This is a genomic window from Pseudomonas sp. B21-017, from assembly GCF_024749245.1.
Classification (GTDB): Bacteria; Pseudomonadota; Gammaproteobacteria; order Pseudomonadales; family Pseudomonadaceae; genus Aquipseudomonas.
In genome coordinates this window covers 4,551,531-4,569,931 of record NZ_CP087194.1, presented here as the reverse complement: position 1 = coordinate 4,569,931, position 18,401 = coordinate 4,551,531, and the positions used below count along the sequence as shown (strand labels likewise).

At 61.1% G+C, this 18,401-nt stretch carries 13 protein-coding genes; 5 read left to right on the top strand and 8 right to left on the bottom strand.

Features of this window, described 5'->3' with window-relative positions:
* Window positions 1-317 precede the first annotated feature (317 nt).
* From LOY28_RS20485 to LOY28_RS20470, 4 genes are all read right to left on the bottom strand, one after another.
* Window positions 318-1,988 (bottom strand): bifunctional protein-serine/threonine kinase/phosphatase, encoded by a 1,671-nt coding sequence (locus LOY28_RS20485; protein ID WP_258612460.1) that lies wholly within the window; start codon window positions 1,986-1,988, stop codon window positions 318-320.
* Between the two features lie 7 nt (window positions 1,989-1,995).
* On the bottom strand, window positions 1,996-3,207 hold the full coding sequence (locus tag LOY28_RS20480; RefSeq protein WP_018925267.1) for a NarK/NasA family nitrate transporter: 1,212 nt from the start codon (window positions 3,205-3,207) through the stop codon (window positions 1,996-1,998).
* 317 nt (window positions 3,208-3,524) lie between these two features.
* Window positions 3,525-4,100 carry an ANTAR domain-containing response regulator gene (locus tag LOY28_RS20475; RefSeq protein WP_018925269.1) on the bottom strand — a complete coding sequence of 192 codons (576 nt, stop codon included), beginning with the start codon at window positions 4,098-4,100 and terminating at the stop codon, window positions 3,525-3,527.
* 15 nt (window positions 4,101-4,115) lie between these two features.
* Window positions 4,116-5,327, bottom strand: a complete 1,212-nt coding sequence (locus LOY28_RS20470) for a CmpA/NrtA family ABC transporter substrate-binding protein (RefSeq protein ID WP_258612459.1) — start codon at window positions 5,325-5,327, stop codon at window positions 4,116-4,118.
* A 226-nt stretch (window positions 5,328-5,553) separates the two neighbouring features.
* Between LOY28_RS20470 and LOY28_RS20465 the strand changes: the two genes are divergently transcribed.
* A complete protein-coding gene (locus LOY28_RS20465; RefSeq protein WP_258614496.1) occupies window positions 5,554-6,573 on the top strand; it encodes a quinone-dependent dihydroorotate dehydrogenase in 1,020 nt (339 codons plus the stop codon).
* Window positions 6,574-6,885: 312 nt separating this feature from the next.
* Here the strand turns inward: LOY28_RS20465 and rmf are convergent, their stop codons facing one another.
* Window positions 6,886-7,101: a ribosome modulation factor gene (gene rmf / locus LOY28_RS20460; protein ID WP_003223300.1), complete on the bottom strand. Its 216-nt coding sequence runs from the start codon at window positions 7,099-7,101 to the stop codon at window positions 6,886-6,888.
* Window positions 7,102-7,631: 530 nt separating this feature from the next.
* On the opposite strand from rmf, the gene rlmKL reads away from it, so the two are divergent.
* Together rlmKL and LOY28_RS20450 are read left to right on the top strand one after the other, a co-directional pair.
* A complete protein-coding gene (rlmKL, locus tag LOY28_RS20455; protein WP_258612458.1) occupies window positions 7,632-9,902 on the top strand; it encodes a bifunctional 23S rRNA (guanine(2069)-N(7))-methyltransferase RlmK/23S rRNA (guanine(2445)-N(2))-methyltransferase RlmL in 2,271 nt (756 codons plus the stop codon).
* Window positions 9,903-10,045: 143 nt separating this feature from the next.
* On the top strand, window positions 10,046-12,436 hold the full coding sequence (locus tag LOY28_RS20450) for a diguanylate cyclase (RefSeq protein ID WP_258612457.1): 2,391 nt from the start codon (window positions 10,046-10,048) through the stop codon (window positions 12,434-12,436).
* Window positions 12,437-12,531: 95 nt separating this feature from the next.
* Here the strand turns inward: LOY28_RS20450 and dacB are convergent, their stop codons facing one another.
* The gene (gene dacB, locus LOY28_RS20445; RefSeq protein ID WP_018925274.1) at window positions 12,532-13,992 is read right to left on the bottom strand and encodes a D-alanyl-D-alanine carboxypeptidase/D-alanyl-D-alanine-endopeptidase; all 1,461 of its coding nucleotides are present in this window, start codon (window positions 13,990-13,992) and stop codon (window positions 12,532-12,534) included.
* 234 nt (window positions 13,993-14,226) lie between these two features.
* On the opposite strand from dacB, the gene LOY28_RS20440 reads away from it, so the two are divergent.
* The gene (locus LOY28_RS20440) at window positions 14,227-14,571 is read left to right on the top strand and encodes a YggL family protein (RefSeq protein WP_007941073.1); all 345 of its coding nucleotides are present in this window, start codon (window positions 14,227-14,229) and stop codon (window positions 14,569-14,571) included.
* 38 nt (window positions 14,572-14,609) lie between these two features.
* On the opposite strand, the gene LOY28_RS20435 is transcribed toward LOY28_RS20440, so the two are convergent.
* A complete protein-coding gene (locus LOY28_RS20435; RefSeq protein ID WP_258612456.1) occupies window positions 14,610-15,800 on the bottom strand; it encodes a benzoate/H(+) symporter BenE family transporter in 1,191 nt (396 codons plus the stop codon).
* A 409-nt stretch (window positions 15,801-16,209) separates the two neighbouring features.
* Between LOY28_RS20435 and LOY28_RS20430 the strand changes: the two genes are divergently transcribed.
* On the top strand, window positions 16,210-16,974 hold the full coding sequence (locus LOY28_RS20430; protein ID WP_007941070.1) for a GntR family transcriptional regulator: 765 nt from the start codon (window positions 16,210-16,212) through the stop codon (window positions 16,972-16,974).
* A 90-nt stretch (window positions 16,975-17,064) separates the two neighbouring features.
* Here LOY28_RS20430 and guaD read toward each other — a convergent pair whose 3' ends face one another.
* Window positions 17,065-18,363 (bottom strand): guanine deaminase, encoded by a 1,299-nt coding sequence (gene guaD / locus LOY28_RS20425; RefSeq protein WP_258612455.1) that lies wholly within the window; start codon window positions 18,361-18,363, stop codon window positions 17,065-17,067.
* Between the last annotated feature and the right edge of the window lie 38 nt (window positions 18,364-18,401).

The window sequence follows — 18,401 nt, the reverse complement described above, 5'->3', positions numbered from 1 at the left end:
AAACAAAAAAAGGCGTCCCGCTAGCTAACTAGCGAGGACGCCTTTGTCCTTGTCCCGTTCTCTCGGGCAGCGCAGCCTTCTACGTTGAAGGCCGGGCTTTATGTCTGTTGGGAAAGGTAATGCAGTGGTTGTGCCAAGTCTCGCAAGGGCCGGATTTATGGGCTCTGGTCATGGGAGGAGGGTGTTTGCGTGCACCGGTTCAAGGCGCGATGCCCGGTTTTGAAGCAGAAAAATCAGAAGATCGCAGCCTACGGCAGCTCCCGCAGGAGATCGTGGGCTCCCGAAGGAGCTGCCGCAGGCTGCGATCTTTTGATCTTTTAACCGTGAAACAACAAAAACAGCAGCACCAGATTCACCAGCAACGACACCAGTGCCAACGTCCGCCAAACCTTCAACGGCTCGCGCTCCAGCAACGGTCTGGGTCGCACGCTCAAACTGCGTCGTTCTCCCTGTTCCAGCAGCAACAACCATTCTTCGGCCGTTTCAAAGCGCTGATCCGGGGCTACCGCCACCGCGCGCTCCAGACTTTGCGCGATCCATTCCGGCAGGTCGGGCCGGTAGCGACTGGCGCTGACAGGCACGCCAAACCGTGGGCGCTGGAACGCTTCGATTTCGCCGTAGGGATAATGCCCGGTGAGCAGGTAGTACAAGGTCACGCCGACGGCATACAGATCCTGTTGGGGTGTCGGCGGGTCGCCGCGAAAGGCTTCCGGCGCGATATAGCTGGGCGTGCCGGGCAGGGCGAAGGCTTGATCTTCGGACAGCCCCGGACAGTAGGCTAGGCCGAAATCCAGCAGACGCAACTCGCCGTCGTCCCCCAGCAGCAGGTTTTCCGGTTTGATATCGCGATGCAGGATCTGCCGTCGATGCAGGATGCCGACAGCCCGCAACAAGCGTTCGGCCAAGTCCTGCCATTGCGCCAGGGGCAGCGTTGTGACGCGTTCATGCAACTCAGCCAGGGTCGACCCGGAGTATTCACGCATCACGTAGTACAAATGCTGACGCTGACTGGCGGCATGGACTTCAGGGAAGTGTCGACCGGCTACACGCTTGAGAAACCATTCCTCCGACAACAATGCCTGCCCGGCCTGGTGATCGTCACGTAGAGCACCGGGCAAGGTTTTCAGTAGCCAGCGCTGTTGTTGTGCATCGCGCACCCGGTAGAGCAGCGATTGCTGGCTCTGGCCGAGAATCCCTTCGACCTGCCAGCCTTCGAAGGTCTGGCCCGGTTTCAGTGCAGGCGGGAGTGGCCATTGCTGCAGATGAATCAGTGCATCGCCGATGCTGGTTTCGCCAAGGGCATCGACCCGCACCAGCAGGGCGCTGGCATTGTCCTGACTGCCGGCCAGGTGCGCGGCGCTGACCAAGGTCTGCGCGGCACTGTTGAGGTCAGGCTGATCGCGCAGAATCGCCGCGATGGCGGTGTCGCCCAGCACGGCCCAGATGCCGTCGCTGAGCAGCACGAAACTCTCGTTCAGGCGCAATTCGCCATCCAGAAAATCCAGCACCAGATGTTGATCCAGCCCCAGGGCCCGCTTGAGCACATGCTGCATGCCCGGCTGGTCCCAGACGTGATCTTCGCTCACCCGTTGCAAGGTGTCGGCGTGCCAGCGGTACACCCGGCAATCGCCGACATGCGCCAGGGTGAAACGTCTGCCGCGCATCACCAGGGCACTGACCGTGGTCAGCAGCGGTTGCCCGCCGCCGTTGGCCTGCAACCAGCGGTTTTGCGCCAGTAGCAGGCGATCGAGTGCCTGGGCGACACCCCAGGTTTCCGGGGTGGCGTAGTAGTCCAGCGCCAGGGCCTGCAAGGTCGAACGGGCCGCGAGCCCGCCATCGGCGCATTGGCTGACGCCGTCGGCGATGGCGAACAGGTAACCCTTGCTCGCCGCCAGTGCCGGGGCCGGAGTAACCAGGCGCAGAGCGTCCTGGTTCTCTTCGCGAGGGCCGATGGCGCTGGCTTCGGCAAAACTCAGTTGCAGGCTCATTCAATCCTCACACCCGAGCAGCGGTGACGGCTGCCGAACCCCAAGTGGTTCTCCAGCGACGTTTCACCCCGTGCAGACCGAACCAGGCGAGTACGCCGAGGCTGGCGAACAACCACAACGCCATTTGATAGCTGCCGGTACTTTGCTTGATTGCGCCCATGCCGGCCGCCAGTGCGAAGCCACCGATGCCACCGGCCATGCCGATCAAACCGGTCATCACACCGATCTCCCGACGAAAACGCTGTGGGACCAACTGGAATACGGCACCGTTACCTGCACCTAAACCGAGCATAGTGCAGACGAAAAGGGCCAACGCTGCGTAGGAACTCGGCAGATTGAAACCCACGGTCGCAATGCAGATCGCTGCCACGGTGTACATCGCCAACAGGGTGCGAATCCCGCCGAAGCGATCCGCCAGCGCGCCGCCCAGCGGACGCATCAGGCTGCCACCGAACACGCAAGCAGCGGTGTAGTAACCGGCAGTGACCGGGCTCAGGCCGTACTGGTCATTGAAGTAGCCGGGCAGGGCGCTGGCCAGGCCGATGAAGCCGCCGAAGGTCACGCTGTAGAAAAACATGAACCACCAGCTGTCGCGGTCACCCAGGGCCTTGAGGTAGTCGGCCATGGACTTGGCTTTCGGCCGCTCAGGGGCGTTCTTGGCCAGCCAGGCGAAGACGATCAGGGTCAGGATCAACGGAATCAGGGCGAAGCCGAACACGTTGCTCCAGCCATACGCGGCGGCCAGCACCGGAGCGATCAGGGCGGCCAGCACGGTGCCCGAGTTACCGGCACCGGCGATGCCCATGGCTTTGCCTTGGTGCTGCGGCGGATACCATTGCGAGGCCAGCGGCAGGGCGACGGCGAAGGACGCACCGGCCATGCCGAGGAACAGGCCCAGCAACAGCGCCTGCTCGTAACTGTGGATGCCGACTTTCCAGGCAACGAGCAGGGCGCTGATGACGATTATCTGGCCGATGATCCCGGCGGTTTTTGGCGACAGGCGATCAGCCAGCAGGCCCATCGCAAAGCGCAGTACGGCACCGGCCAGAATCGGCGTGGCCACCACCAGCCCGCGCTGTTGGGTGGTCAGGTGCAGGTCAGCGGCGATCTGCACCGCCAGGGGGCCGAGCAGGTACCAGACCATGAAGCTCAGATCGAAATAGAGGAAGGCTGCGAACAGTGTCGGGGTATGGCCGGATTTCCAGAAGCTTGAATTCATCGCGCACCTCAGCTGTCAGGCGTATCAAGAAGGAGTCATGAGCTTGCAGGTGGGGCGCCGCAACGGCCGCACCACCAGCCCCGGTCTCTGGGGCCAAAACGGAAAAACGCCGCTACCTGATTCGCAAAAGGGGGCGAATGAGGTGAGCGACGTCTTTGTCGTAGGTGGGGCAACCGCCGTTGGTTACCTTGCAGGGATTACTTAGCGAGATCTGTGCCAACAAGGGAAACCGAGTCGCGGCCTTCGCGGGCAAGCCTTGCTCCTACAGGTATTGTGCTTGCACTTGTAGGAGCGAGGCTTGCCCGCGAAGGTGTCCTTCAGCCAAGCAACTCACTCATGGCAATGATCTGTTCCGCCACCTGTATCAGCTTCTGCTGGCGGCTCATGGCCTGGCGGCGCATCAGGGTGTAGGCCTCTTCTTCGTTGCAGTCCTTCATCTTCATCAGCAGCCCCTTGGCCAGCTCAATGCGCTTGCGCTCGGCCAGTTGCTGGTCGCGGGCGTGCAGTTGCGCGCGCAGGGCCTGATCGCTTTCAAAGCGAGCCATGGCCACGTCGAGAATCGGCTGCAAGCGTTGTGCGTGAATGCCTTCGACGATGTAGGCACTGACGCCGGACTTGATCGCCTGGCGCATCACGCCGGGATCGTGCTCGTCGGTGAACATCACGATTGGCCGTGGTTGATCACGAGTCACCAGCACCACTTGTTCCATCACATCGCGGCTCGGTGACTCGGTATCGATCAGAATCACGTCCGGACGCACCGTTTCGACGCGCGCGGGCAGGTCAATGGTCAGGCCGGACTCGTCGATGACTTCGAACCCGGCTTCGGTCAGGGCCGCTTTCAGACGCCCGACTTTTTTCGCGGTGTCATTGATCAGCAGGATACGCAACATATTCGCAGGCTCCTGTCAGCGGCTGGCGAGAAGGGGAGCGCTGTCGCTCATGGCGTGCAGCGTGAAGCTGCGGGCATAGCCGGCCGGGTCCGAACCGTCCCAGACTTTGCCGTCGATCAGTTGACTACTGCGCATTTCCTGAGCCTGGGCGGGCACGCCGACAGCGGTGGCGGCCTCACGGTATAAGTCTAGTTGCTGGACCTGACGGGCCACGCGGAGGTAATCCGGGTCGTCGCGCAACAAGCCCCAGCGACGGAACTGGGTCATGAACCACATGCCGTCGGACAAATACGGCAGATTGACCTCTCCGCCACTGTGGAAACGCATCGCGTGTGGGTCTTGCCAGTGATTGCCCAGGCCGTCGGTATAGTCACCGAGCAAGCGCGGTTCGATGCAATCGAGCGGGGCATCGAGGTATTCGGGGGCGCTCAACAGTTGCGCGGTGCTGCGGCGATTTTCGCGGCTGGCTTCAATGAAGCGGCTGGCCTCGAGGATCGCCATCACCAGGGCCCGGGCGGTATTGGGGTATTGCTCGACGAAGGCGCGGGTGCAGCCGAGGACTTTTTCCGGGTGGTCGGGCCAGATGGTCTGAGTGGTGGCCATGGTGAAACCGAGATTCTGTCGCACCGCACTGGCAGCCCACGGTTCGCCGACACAGAACCCGTCGATGCGCCCGGCTTGCAGGTGCGCGATCATTTGCGGCGGGGGGACGACCACGCTGTCGACATCCTGCAACGGATGAATGCCCTGGCTCGCCAGCCAGTAATACAGCCACATGGCGTGGGTGCCTGTGGGAAATGTCTGGGCGAAGGTCAGTTTTGGGCGACTTTGGTGCACGTGATGGTCCAGTGCTTCAGGACTGGTCACGCCCAGGGCCTGCAAGCCGTGGGAGAGGTTGATGCTCTGGCCATTCTGGTTCAGGCCCATGAGCACGGCCATATCGGTGGAGGCTACGCCGCCGATGCCCAGGTGCACGGCGTAAATCAGGCCGTACAGGCTGTGGGCGGCGTCGAGTTCGCCGCTGACCAGTTTGTCCCGCAGGTTGGCCCAGGACGACTGGCGCTTGAGGTTCAGGGTCAGACCGTAAGGCTGGGCGAAGCCCTGGGTGGCGGCGACCACCACTGAGGCGCAGTCGCTCAGAGCCATGAAGCCAAGGTTGATTTCGGTTTTTTCCGGGGCATCGCTGCCGTTGACCCAGGCCAGTGGGCCGGCTGATGGTTCATTCATCGATTTGCACCTTCCAAAAAAAACGTCGCCCCATGGCCTCTGCGCGAGCAGAGCCGGTGACGACGCCATTGTCCTGCCACTCATTCCGTCGTTGGCATGAGTGCTGATGACCATGTTGGTGCAAGGCATATGCCATCGCTGGCTGATTTTGTCGTGCGCCTCGCCTGTGGACTCGATGCGCGGCTATAATCGCCGCCTCTCATCGCCACCCGAGTCAAGCCTGCCCATGTACACCCTGGCCCGTCAGCTGCTGTTCAAACTTTCCCCGGAAACCTCCCACGATCTGTCCCTGGACCTGATCGGCGCGGGCGGGCGTTTGGGCCTCAACGGCTTGCTGTGCAAGGCACCGGCGAAAATGCCGGTGACGGTCATGGGCCTGGAGTTCCCGAACCCGGTGGGTCTGGCGGCCGGTCTGGACAAGAACGGCGCGGCGATCGACGGATTTGCCCAACTGGGTTTCGGTTTCGTCGAAATCGGCACCATCACCCCGCGCCCGCAACCGGGTAATCCGAAACCACGGATTTTCCGCTTGCCGCAAGCCGAGGCGATCATCAACCGCATGGGTTTCAACAACCTTGGCGTCGATCACTTGCTCGCTCGCGTGGCCGCGGCCAAGTACAAGGGCGTGCTGGGTATCAACATCGGCAAGAACTTCGATACGCCGGTTGAACGTGCGGTCGACGATTACCTGATCTGCCTGGACAAGGTTTACGCCCACGCCAGCTACGTGACCGTCAACGTCAGCTCACCGAATACGCCGGGCCTGCGCAGCCTGCAATTCGGCGACTCGCTCAAGCAATTGCTCGCCGACCTGGCCACGCGCCGGGCGGAATTGGCCCTGCGCCACGGCAAACATGTGCCGCTGGCGATCAAGATCGCACCGGACATGAGCGATGAAGAAACCGCGCAGGTGGCCCAGGCACTGATCGAAACCGGGATGGATGCGGTGATCGCCACCAACACCACCCTGAGCCGCGTCGGCGTCGAAGGCCTGGAGCACGGTGACGAGGCGGGCGGGTTGTCCGGCGCCCCGATTCGCGACAAGAGCACCCACACCGTGAAGGTGCTGGCGGCGGAACTGGCCGGTCGCTTGCCGATCATCGCCGTGGGCGGTATCACCGAAGGCAAGCACGCGGCTGAGAAAATCGCCGCGGGTGCGAGCCTGGTGCAGATCTATTCGGGCTTTATCTATAAAGGCCCGGCACTGATTCGTGAATCGGTAGATGCCATCGCCGCGCTGCGCTGAAGCCTGATTTGGGCCCTGATGGTGGGGGCTTTTGTGGCGAGGGAGCTTGCTCCCGCTCGGCTGCGAAGCAGTCGTAAATCCTGCAACCGCGTTTTACCTGACACTCCGGGTTGATTGGTTTTGGGGCCGCATCGCAGCCCAGCGGGAGCAAGCTCCCTCGCCACAGAAACGACCTCACCACCGTAGTTTCTTTGCAGGCATAAAAAAGGGCTCCCCGAAGGAGCCCCTGGGCCGAAGCCCGCCGTCCGGATAGGACGTGCGTGGTTAAGTCGTAGCGTAATCAGATTGTCGTGTCGGAGTGTGTGCCCTGTATTAGCCGACGGCGTGAAGTTCGTTGAGTCTGTGGATTCCCGCAGTGCCGGTCATACCGTCCCAATTGTCGCCGCGTCCTTCTCGCCAGCCATTGATCCAGGCTTGGCGTACCGACGGTAGAGTAAAAGGGCAAAGCTCACGGGATTTACCACCAACGCCATATTGATATCCGCGCAAAAATGCTCTTTCCAACGGATCACGCTTAAGTCTTCTCATAGGGTGTTTCCCTCACTTGTTGACTGTATGTATCGCGTCGACCTCAATCGAGGTCAGGCAGAAAAATTCTGCCGTTGGTGGCTCGCTGCCGGCGTCGCGAGCCAAGGTGTTGACGCCGTTGCGACGTCAACCTGAGTTGAGTTCTAACCAATGCGTCACATCGAGGGAATGACCGTTTTGTCATAAGAACGTAACCATAAAGATGGTATGGCCATAAGTAACACGATATTTGTGCCGTGTTGATTGGCCAAAGCCCGGTATGATCGGCCCTCCGCTGGATGCTGGGGGTTGTGCCTTAACGAGAATGACACCCGTTGCTCTTGGGTATTATTCGACGAAGGGTCGACTTATGACATTTTGTTTCATCAACTTTTTTATCTGCCCTGGCATCTAAGCTCTTTTAACCCGAGCAGTCAGGGTGGGACGGCACACCTTCGTGCCACGCGGGCGTTCTGTTAGAAAAACGCCTGATTGAAAACCGGATCGGCAACGCGTTGCCGGTTCACTTAGCTAAAGGCTCTGGAATTACCATGTCCGATCGTTTCGAACTCTTCCTCACTTGCCCCAAAGGCCTTGAAGGTCTGCTCATCGAGGAAGCCGTCGGGCTTGGCCTTGAGGAAGCACGCGAGCACACCTCGGCTGTGCGCGGCATGGCCACCATGGAAACCGCTTATCGCTTGTGCCTGTGGTCTCGTCTGGCGAACCGGGTGCTGTTGGTGCTCAAGCGCTTCCCGATGAAGGACGCCGAAGACCTCTATCACGGCGTGCTGGATATCGATTGGCAAGACCACATGCTCAACGACGGCACCCTGGCCGTCGAATTCAGCGGTCACGGCTCTGGCATCGATAACACGCACTTTGGCGCCTTGAAGGTCAAGGATGCCATCGTCGACAAACTGCGTACCCCGCAAGGCGATCGTCCGTCCATCGACAAGCTCAACCCCGACCTGCGCGTTCACCTGCGTCTGGACCGTGGCGAAGCCATCCTGTCCCTCGACCTGTCCGGGCACAGCCTGCACCAGCGCGGTTATCGCTTGCAGCAAGGCGCGGCGCCGCTGAAGGAAAACCTCGCGGCAGCGATTCTGATCCGTGCCGGCTGGCCGCGCATTGCCGCCGATGGTGGCGCGCTGGCTGACCCGATGTGCGGTGTCGGCACGTTCCTGGTGGAAGCCGCCATGATCGCCGCCGACATGGCGCCGAACCTGCGTCGCGAGCAGTGGGGCTTCACCGCCTGGCTCGGGCACGTGCCGGCGCTGTGGAAAAAGCTCCACGAAGAGGCCACCGAACGCGCCGCGGCCGGCCTGGCCAAGCCACCGCTGTGGATTCGTGGTTACGAAGCCGACCCACGCCTGATTCAACCGGGCCGCAACAACGTCGAGCGTGCCGGCCTGAGCGAGTGGATCAAGATCTACCAGGGCGAAGTGGCAACGTTCGAGCCGCGTCCGGACCAGAACCAGAAAGGCCTGGTGATCTGCAACCCTCCGTATGGCGAGCGTCTGGGCGATGAGGCGAGCCTGCTCTACCTCTACCAGAACCTCGGCGAGCGTCTGCGTCAGGCGTGCTTGAACTGGGAGGCGGCGGTGTTCACCGGCGCCCCGGACCTGGGCAAGCGCATGGGCATCCGCAGCCACAAACAGTATTCGTTCTGGAACGGCGCATTGCCGTGCAAATTGCTGCTGATCAAGGTCACGCCAGACCAGTTTGTCACCGGCGAGCGTCGCACCCCGGAACAGCGTCAGGCCGAGCGTGAACAGGCGGCCTATGATGAAGCACCGAGTGAGCCGCAAGAGCGCAAGTACAACAAGAACGGCAATCCGATCAAACCGGCTCCGGCACCCGCCCCGGTGATCGAGCAGCCGCGCCTGAGCGAGGGCGGGCAGATGTTTGCCAACCGTCTGCAAAAGAACGTCAAGGCGCTGGGCAAGTGGGTCAAGCGTGAAGGCATCGACTGCTACCGCGTCTACGATGCCGACATGCCGGAATATTCCATGGCCATCGACCTGTATCACGACTGGGTCCACGTTCAGGAATACGCCGCGCCGAAATCCATCGATCCGGAAAAAGCCTCGGCGCGGATGTTCGATGCCCTCGCGGCAATCCCGCAGGCGTTGAACATCGACAAGAGCCGCGTGGTGGTCAAGCGTCGCGAACGTCAGAGCGGCACCAAGCAGTACGAACGCCAGAGCGCCCAGGGCAAGTTCAACGAGGTTAACGAAGGCGGCGTGAAGCTGCTGGTGAACCTCACCGACTACCTCGACACCGGGTTGTTCCTCGACCACCGGCCGATGCGCATGCGGATTCAGAAAGAGGCGGCCGGCAAACGCTTCCTCAACCTGTATTGCTACACCGCGACCGCCAGCGTGCATGCGGCCAAGGGCGGTGCGCGCAGCACCACCAGCGTCGATCTATCGAAAACCTACCTGGACTGGGCGCGGCGCAATCTGTCGCTGAACGGTTTCTCCGACAAGAACCGTCTGGAGCAGGGCGACGTGATGACCTGGCTCGACGCCTGCCGTGACGAATACGACCTGATCTTCATCGACCCGCCGACCTTCTCCAACTCCAAGCGCATGGAAGGGATCTTCGACGTGCAGCGTGACCAGGTGCAGTTGATCGACCTGGCCATGGCGCGACTGGCACCGGGTGGGGTGTTGTACTTCTCCAACAACTTCCGCAAGTTCCAGCTCGAGGAAAACCTCACCGAGCGTTATGCCGTTGAAGAAATCACGGCCCAGACCATCGATCCGGATTTCGCCCGTAATGGCAAGATCCACCGTGCCTGGAAGATCACTGCTCGCTGACACTTGAGCCTGATTGGATCCACAGAGCCTTGATTTTTAAAGGCTCTTTGGTTCTTTCAGTGCTGGTCAAATTAGTGGCTAATAGCTATAACTCAACTCATGGCCAATGGGCTTTCCGGCACCTGGCGTTATGAGTTGCGTTTATGTCGTTACACGCCGTGCGCCCCAAGATCCTGGGTTTTATCAGCGAAGATGTCTCGGCCTGGCTGGTCGCGCTGCTGGTATTGCTCGTCGGCGGGATTCTTACGGGGTTGCTGGCCTGGGCCACGCTCAATCAGTTTCATCAGCAAATGCGGCAACGTTTCCAACTGCTCGCCAGTGAACGCTACAGCCGTATCGTAGAACGTTTCGAAGATCAGGAGCAGCGCCTTGATGGCCTGCGCCGGTTCTTCGCCAATTCCGAGTCGGTGTCCCGCGAGGAATTCGACGGTTACGCCAAACCTCTTTTGCGGCGCACTCAAGCCTATTCCTGGGCACCACGGGTTTCCCGCGCCGAACGCCCCTTGCTTGAACGCTTCGTGCATGACGAAGGCTTGAGCAATTTCACCTTTCGCGAACTCACCGCCGACGGCCAGTTGCAACCGGCCGCGGAACGGGACGAGTACGTGCCGGTGCTCTATACCCAAACCCAGAGCCGACTGCCCACGCCGCTGGGTTACGACCTGCTGGCCCAGCCCCTGCGCCGTTCGACCCTGGAGCGTGCCGATCGAACTGGCGGCATGGTTGTCTCGCAACCATTGCATCTGGTAGGCATTGAGCCTGCCTATTCACGGGGTGTGTTGCTGGTGGCACCGGTCAGCCGTCAGCAGCTGCCGGGCACCACGCCCGCCGGGTATGTGATGGCGGTGATCAGCATGCGCCAGCTGCTGGCGGACGGGCTGCCTGAAGAGAATCATGATTCTCTGTCGGTGCGCATTCTCGACTTGTCCACCGATGACCAACACGAAGTGCTGTACGAGTCGACCAACCCGGCGGGGGCCAGTGACTTATCCTCCACGCGCTTGCTGCGCCTGGCCGACCACGATTATCAAGTGGATATGCGCCCCAGTGCTGCGTTCCTGCAAGCCAACCATTCTTCAGTGACCAGCCAGGTGGTGCTGGGTGGTTTACTCAGCTTGTTGCTCAGTGTGTTTCTCTATGTGTTGGTCAGCCAGCGGCAACGGGCGCTGAAAATGGTCGAGCAACGGACCGAGGAACTGCACGCCCGTGAGCAAGAGCTGCGCGGCACGCATGGCCAATTGCGCGGCGTGCTGGATGCTGCGACTCAGGTGGCGATCATCGCCACCGACCTGCGGGGGATCGTCAGCACTTTCAATGCCGGTGCCGAGCACATGCTCGGTTACTCCAGTGCGCAGGCCGTGGGCCACATGACCCTGGAAAACCTGCACCTGCCCCGGGAGCTCGAGGCGCGGTCGGCGGAGTTGAGCGCGCGCTATGGCAAGCCGATTCCGACCTGTCAGGCCATGTTGGTCGAAGGCGGGGAAGAGGGCGGTCATGAAGCCCGGGAGTGGACGCTGGTGCGCCGCGACGGTAGCCATTTGACGGTGAACATGCTGGCGACCCCAGTTCTCGACGAACAAGGGCTGTGGGTTGGGCACCTGGCGATCTGTATCGACGTCACCGAGCGCAAGCGTGTCCACGAGGCTCTGGCGGCGCGGGACCTGTTGTTGAAGAAGCTCAGTGCCCATGTGCCCGGCGGGATTTACCAGTTCAAGATGGAGTTCGATGGGCGCTTCAGCATTATCTACGCCAGCGACGGGATGCGCGAGATCTACGAACTCGAATTGGAGGTGCTGCTGAGCAATGCCGAAGCGGTGTTCTCGCGGATTCATCCTCAGGACTCGCGCCGGGTCCGCGCGTCGATCCAAGTGTCGGCGGACAACCTCAGCCCCTGGCGCGAAGAGTATCGCGTGCAATTGCCCGAGCGTGGCCTGCGCTGGGTCCGCGGCGAAGCAACGCCGGAGGAACTGCCCGGTGGCGGTGTGCTGTGGCATGGCTACATTTCGGACATTTCCGACCTCAAGCGGGTGGAAGAGGAGTTGCGCGCACTGTCGGTGACCGACTCATTGACCGGGATCTATAACCGCCGCTACTTCCAGGAGCGCCTGACCACCGAAATGGCCCGGGTCGAGCGCGGCGGTGGCGAGTTGTCGGTGATCATGCTCGACATCGACCACTTCAAACGCATCAATGACCAGCACGGCCATGCCGTGGGCGATCGGGTATTGCAGGCGGTGTGTGAGCGTATTGGCCGTCGCCTGCGGCGCACCGATGTGTTCTGTCGCCTGGGGGGCGAAGAGTTCATGGTGCTCTGTCCGGACATCGACGGCGAGCAGGCTCATGTGCTGGCCTTGGAACTATGGCAAGGGTTGCGCAGTTCGCCGATCGACGAGGTGGGGATCGTTACCGCGAGTTTCGGGATTGCCAGCTGGCGGGCCGGGGAAGGCGCGGATGCGTTGCTGTTGCGGGCGGATTCGGGGGTTTACGCGGCGAAGCAGGCGGGAAGGGATCGGGTTGAAGGGCAGATGAGCTAGGTCTGCATACAGACCCTGTTGGAGATTCTATGTTGCAGGGTTGCCCTGCAACATAGAATCTCCGACATTGGATCTGAGGTGTTCTATGGATCCGGTTACAACACCGATGCCGTGGTCGGCAGCTTCGGCTGGCGATACAGGTCCAGCAGCACCTGATCCAGCACCGAAGACGCGCCAAACGGAGCCTTGTCGTTAAGGATCGCCACCACCGCCCAGGTATTGCCATTGACATCGCGGCTGAAGCCGGAGATGGCACGCACAGTGTTCAGGGTGCCAGTCTTGACGTGGGCTTCACCGGTCATGGCCGTGCGCTTCAGGCGTTTGCGCATGGTGCCGTCGGTGCCGGCAATCGGCATCGAGCTGATGAACTCGGCGGCGTACGGGCTGCGCCAGGCGGCTTGCAGCATCGCGGCCATTTCACGCGCGCTTACCCGTTCGGCGCGGGACAGGCCGGAGCCGTTCTCCATCACCAGGTGCGGTGCGGTGATGCCTTTCTGCGCCAGCCATTGACGCACCACGCGCTGGGCCGCTTTGGCGTCATCACTGTCGGCGTCGGTGCGGAATTTCTGGCCCAGGCTCAGGAACAACTGCTGAGCCATGGTGTTGTTACTGTACTTGTTGATGTCGCGAATGATTTCCGCCAGGTCTGGCGAGTAGGCCCGGGCCAGCACCTTGGCGCTGCTCGGCGTCGGTGCCAGACGATCCTGGCCCTGGATGCTGCCGCCCAGTTCCTTCCAGATCGCGCGCACGGCGCCGGCGGTGTAGGTCGCATGGTCGAGTAGCGACAGGTAGGTCTGGGAGCTGCAACCTTCGCCCAACTGGCCGCCGACGGTCACGGTGACGCTGCCATCAGCCTGGGTCACCGGGTTGTAGCGCACGCCCCCGGTGCATTGCTTGGAGTTGAGCGCCTTGACCTGATTGTCGATGCGGATGCTGGCAATCGGCGGCTCGACCGACACCAGGACCTTGCCCGAATCGTTGCGGGCCACGAAACGCAGGGCCTTGAGGTTGACCAGCAGTGCGTCGGGCTTGACCAGGAACGGTTTGTTCTCGTCATTGCCGTCGTCGTTGAACTCGGGCAGTTGCGGCTGCACGAAGAAGCCGCGGTCCAGCACCAGGTCGCCGGTGACCTGGGTCACGCCATTGGCGCGCAAGTCGCGCATCAGCAGCCAGAGTTTTTCCATGTTCAGCTTCGGATCGCCGCCACCCTTGAGGTAGAGGTTACCGTTGAGGATGCCACCGCTGAGGGTGCCGTCGGTGTAGAACTCGGTTTTCCACTGATGGTTCGGGCCAAGCATTTCCAGCGCCGCATAGGTGGTGACCAGTTTCATGGTCGAGGCCGGGTTGACCGAAACGTCAGCGTTATAAACGGTTGGGGTGCCCGGGCCATTAAGCGGGATCATCACCAGCGACAAGGCACTGTCCGGCAATTTGCTGGCCTTGAGGGCCTTTTCAACGTTGGGCGACAGGGCGGTGTTGATCGGTGCGGCGGAAACGGGGAGGGCCAGGGGCAGAAGAAGGCTGGCCAGCAGCAATGGACGCAAAGATTTGATCATCTGAAATAAAACCCTACAGCCGAGGGGAAAAAAGACGAGGGCATGGTGATAAATTCCCTCAGCGGTCATGAAAGTGTCGGCATTATGCCCCAAGGTGCAAGGGCTTGTGCCGCACCTTGGTCGACTAATCCGCTATTTTTTTACCGACGGTAGACGTCGCGCCGTTCTGAGGCGGGTAATCGGCGCCTTAAACTGCTAAAGTGCCGCCCGTTATTACTTATGAGGATTGTTCCAATGGCGACTAACCGTTCCCAGCGTCTGCGCAAAAAACTGTGCGTCGATGAATTTCAAGAGCTGGGTTTCGAACTGAACCTGGATTTCAAAGAAGATTTGGCTGATGAAGCCATTGATGCTTTCCTCGACGCGTTCCTGAAAGAAGCCATGGAAGCCAACGGTCTGGGTTATGTGGGCGGCGATGACTTCGGTCTGGTTTGCCTGCAGAAGCGTGGCTCGGTGACCGAAGCACAGCGTGCCGCTGTTGAAGCCTGGCTCAAGGGCCGCAGCGAACTGACAGAAGCTACTGTCAGCCCGCTGATCGACGTCTGGTACCCGGAAAAGCCGATCAATCCGGTAGCCTGATGTTCTAAAAAACGGCGACCCAAGGGTCGCCGTTTTTTTCAGGCCTTGCGCCAATTCAGAATCACCAGCGTCAACACCCCCGCGACAATCCCCCAGAACGCCGAACCGATGGAAAACAGCGTCAGCCCCGATGCCGTCACCATAAAGGTAATCAGCGCCGCTTCCCGTTCCTGCACTTGCGCCATGGCAATGCTCAGCCCGTTGATGATTGAGCCGAACAGCGCCAGCGCGGCAATCGACAGCACCAGTTCTTTAGGCAACGCGGCAAACAACGCCGCCAGTGTCGCGCCGAACACTCCGGCAATCCCGTAGAAAATCCCGCACCAGACCGCTGCCGTGTAGCGCTTGTTGCGATCCTCATGGGCGTGCGGCCCGGTGCAGATCGCTGCGCTGATGGCGGCCAGGTTGATGCCGTGGGAGCCGAACGGTGCCAACAGCAGCGAGGCAATCCCAGTGGTGGTGATCAGCGGCGAGGCCGGGACGTTGTAGCCGTCGGCGCGCAAAACGGCGATGCCCGGCATGTTCTGCGAGGTCATCGCCACCACGAACAGCGGGATGCCGATGCTGATGGTCGCGGCCAGGGAGAAATGCGGCGTGGTCCAGACCGGCGTCGCGACTTCCAGGTGAAAGCCACTGAAATCCAGCAACCCCATGAAACCGGCCAGCGCGGTGCCAATCAGCAGTGCCGCGAGCACGGCGTAGCGTGGTGACAGGCGCTTGACCAGCAGATACGTGAAGAACATCCACAGGACCAGCGCGGTGCGGTGCTGGGCGGCGACGAAAATCTCGCTGCCGATCTTGAACAGAATCCCCGCCAGCAACGCCGCCGCCAACGAGGCCGGAATCTTTTTCACCAGCCGTTCGAAACTGCCCGTCAGGCCGCACACGGTCACCAACACTGCGCAAGTAATGTAGGCGCCGATGGCCTCGCCGTAGCTGACACCGCCCAGGCTGGTGATCAGCAACGCCGCGCCGGGGGTCGACCAGGCAATGGTAATCGGGGTGCGATAGCGCAAGGACAGGCCGATCGAGCACACCGCCATGCCGATGGAGATCGCCCAGATCCACGACGAAATCTGCCCGCTGCTCAGGCCCGCCGCTTGGCCTGCCTGGAACATCAGCACCAGCGAACTGGTGTAACCGGTCATCATGGCGATGAACCCGGCGACGATGGCCGAGGGCGACGTGTCGGTCAGGGGACGAAGCTGCGTGTGCGTGGCGTCGGTCATGACAGCGGTGTTCCTTGTTTTATAGAAATAATCAACTCCGGGGAGCTTTTGTGGCGAGGGAGCTTGCTCCCGCTGGGCTGCGAAGCGGCCCCCCAAACAATCCAATGCGCTCAGATAGATGAAGCGCGTTAGCAGCATCAACGACGGCTTCGCCGCCGAGCGGGAGCAAGCTCCCTCGCCACAATGGTCTCTTCATTTCAGTTCCCGCCCACAGGTTTGTGCGTTCAAGCCTAAACTGAAACGTAACCGGGCGTTGCGATACAGCAAAGGCGACAAACAGCCGTACAGTCGTGTTGCCACCCGCCATTGTGTACAATTGCAGTGTTTTTTACGCGATACTTGCCAGTGACCCACTGTGCCGTATTACAGTCACGGTCAATTCGCCGCAGTTCTCCCGACTCGAGTGCCCATGAACGAACAGTTGCAACCCCTCAAGAAACAACCGCGAGCAGGCAAAGCCGGCCGCAGCGGTACCCAGGACGATATTGTCTACGCGCATATCTTCGAGGCCATCCTCGAACAGCGTCTGGCGCCCGGCACCAAGTTGAGCGAAGAAGCGCTGGGGGAAATTTTCGGGGTCAGTCGCACCATCATTCGCCGCGCGCTGTCGCGTCTGGCCCATGAAGGCGTGGTGTTGCTGCGTCCGAATCGCGGCGCTGTCGTCGCCAGCCCGAGTGTTGAAGAGGCCCGTCAGGTGTTCATGGCGCGGCGTCTGGTGGAGCGGGCGATCACTGAATTGGCGGTGCAGCACGCCACTGCCGAGCAGATTGCCGACTTGCGGCAGATGGTCAACGACGAGCGCGACAGCTTCTCCCGTGGCGATCGCGGTGCCGGTATTCGTCTGTCGGGCGAGTTTCACTTGAAACTGGCCGAGGCGGCGAAGAACGCGCCGCTGATCAGCTTCCAGCGCAGCCTGGTGTCCCAGACATCGCTGATCATCGCCCAGTATGAGAGCGGCAACCGTTCCCACTGTTCCTACGATGAACACACCCAGCTGATCGACGCCATCGAAGCGCGGGACGCGACGCTGGCGGTGGATTTGATGATGCATCACATGGACCACATCGACAGCAAACTCAACCTCGACGAAGAAAGCGCGTCGGATGATTTGCATGCGGTGTTCTCGCATCTGTTGCAGACCAAGAAGCCAGGGCGCTCGACTGCCAAGCTATAAATCGGGCCGAGTCGCGATAGCGGTCTGACAGGCGACAAAAAAATCCCCCGCAATCAATGAATGCGGGGGATTTTTTATGCCCGAAAAACCTTAACGCTGATGCACCAGATTCCCCGCCGCGTACGTCTGCAGCACAGTCCGATCATCCCCCAGCGTCATCAACACAAACAACGTCTCGGCTATGTTATTGGCCTGCTTCAGGCGATAGCTCAGCAGCGGCGTCGCGTTGTAGTCCAGCACCAGGAAGTCCGCGTCGGTGCCCGGTTGCAGGGTGCCGATCTGGTCTTCCAGGCGCAGCGCGCGGGCACCGCCGAGGGTGGCGAGGTAAAGCGACTTGAACGGGCTCAGCCGTGCGCCTTGCAGCTGCATGACCTTGTACGCTTCGTTCAGGGTTTGCAGCAGCGAGAAACTGGTGCCGCCGCCGACGTCCGTGCCCAGTCCGACATTCAGTTTGTGCTTCTCGGCCATCGGCAGGTTGAACAAGCCGCTGCCGAGGAAGAAGTTCGAGGTCGGGCAGAACGCAATCGCCGATCCGGTCTGCGCCAGGCGCGCGCATTCGTCGTCGCACAGGTGCACGCCGTGGGCGAACACCGAGCGCTCGCCGAGCAGTTGGTAGTGATCGTAGACGTCCAGGTAGCCCTTGCGCTCCGGAAACAGTTCCTTGACCCACTCGACTTCCTTGAGGTTTTCGCTGATGTGGGTCTGCATGTACAGATCCGGGTATTCGCTGAGCAACTGGCCGGCGAGGGTCAGTTGCTCCGGGGTGCTGGTCGGGGCGAAGCGCGGGGTGACGGCGTAATGCAGGCGGCCCTTGCCGTGCCAGCGTTCGATCAGCGCCTTGCTTTCGACGTAGCTCGATTCGGCAGTGTCGGTCAGGTAGTCCGGCGCGTTGCGATCCATCATCACCTTGCCGGCGATCATCCGCAGATCCAGTTGCTCGGCAGCCTCGAAAAACGAGTTCACCGATTGCGGATGCACGCTGCCGAAGACCAGGGCGGTGGTGGTGCCGTTGCGCAGCAGTTCCTTGATGAAAATATCCGCCACTTCGTCAGCGTGAGCCTTGTCGGCGAACTGGCTTTCGCACGGGAAGGTGTAGGTGTTCAGCCAGTCCAGCAGTTGCTCGCCGTAGGCGCCGACCATGCCGGTTTGCGGCAGGTGAATGTGGGTATCGATGAAACCGGGGGTGATCAGTGCGTCCTGATGATGGGTGATCTCGATGTCGGCCGGCAGCGTTGGCAGCAATTCGCTGGCGTGGCCGATGGCGTTGATCTGGCCGTTCTCGACCACCAGCAGGCCGTCTTCGAAATACTCATACGAGGCTTCGATACCCACTTCGGCAGGGTCGGCGATGCTGTGCAGAATGGCGGCGCGGTAGGCTTTGCGAGTCATTGGCTTGGGTTCTCAATTAGTTCGAAGCTTTTCAATTC

Coding starts and splice junctions, on each gene's coding strand:
- LOY28_RS20485 (WP_258612460.1), bottom strand. CDS start 1,988: ATGAGCCTGCAACTGAGTTTTGCCGAAGCCAGCGCCATCGGCCCTCGC.
- LOY28_RS20480 (WP_018925267.1), bottom strand. CDS start 3,207: ATGAATTCAAGCTTCTGGAAATCCGGCCATACCCCGACACTGTTCGCA.
- LOY28_RS20475 (WP_018925269.1), bottom strand. CDS start 4,100: ATGTTGCGTATCCTGCTGATCAATGACACCGCGAAAAAAGTCGGGCGT.
- LOY28_RS20470 (WP_258612459.1), bottom strand. CDS start 5,327: ATGAATGAACCATCAGCCGGCCCACTGGCCTGGGTCAACGGCAGCGAT.
- LOY28_RS20465 (WP_258614496.1), top strand. CDS start 5,554: ATGTACACCCTGGCCCGTCAGCTGCTGTTCAAACTTTCCCCGGAAACC.
- rmf (WP_003223300.1), bottom strand. CDS start 7,101: ATGAGAAGACTTAAGCGTGATCCGTTGGAAAGAGCATTTTTGCGCGGA.
- rlmKL (WP_258612458.1), top strand. CDS start 7,632: ATGTCCGATCGTTTCGAACTCTTCCTCACTTGCCCCAAAGGCCTTGAA.
- LOY28_RS20450 (WP_258612457.1), top strand. CDS start 10,046: ATGTCGTTACACGCCGTGCGCCCCAAGATCCTGGGTTTTATCAGCGAA.
- dacB (WP_018925274.1), bottom strand. CDS start 13,992: ATGATCAAATCTTTGCGTCCATTGCTGCTGGCCAGCCTTCTTCTGCCC.
- LOY28_RS20440 (WP_007941073.1), top strand. CDS start 14,227: ATGGCGACTAACCGTTCCCAGCGTCTGCGCAAAAAACTGTGCGTCGAT.
- LOY28_RS20435 (WP_258612456.1), bottom strand. CDS start 15,800: ATGACCGACGCCACGCACACGCAGCTTCGTCCCCTGACCGACACGTCG.
- LOY28_RS20430 (WP_007941070.1), top strand. CDS start 16,210: ATGAACGAACAGTTGCAACCCCTCAAGAAACAACCGCGAGCAGGCAAA.
- guaD (WP_258612455.1), bottom strand. CDS start 18,363: ATGACTCGCAAAGCCTACCGCGCCGCCATTCTGCACAGCATCGCCGAC.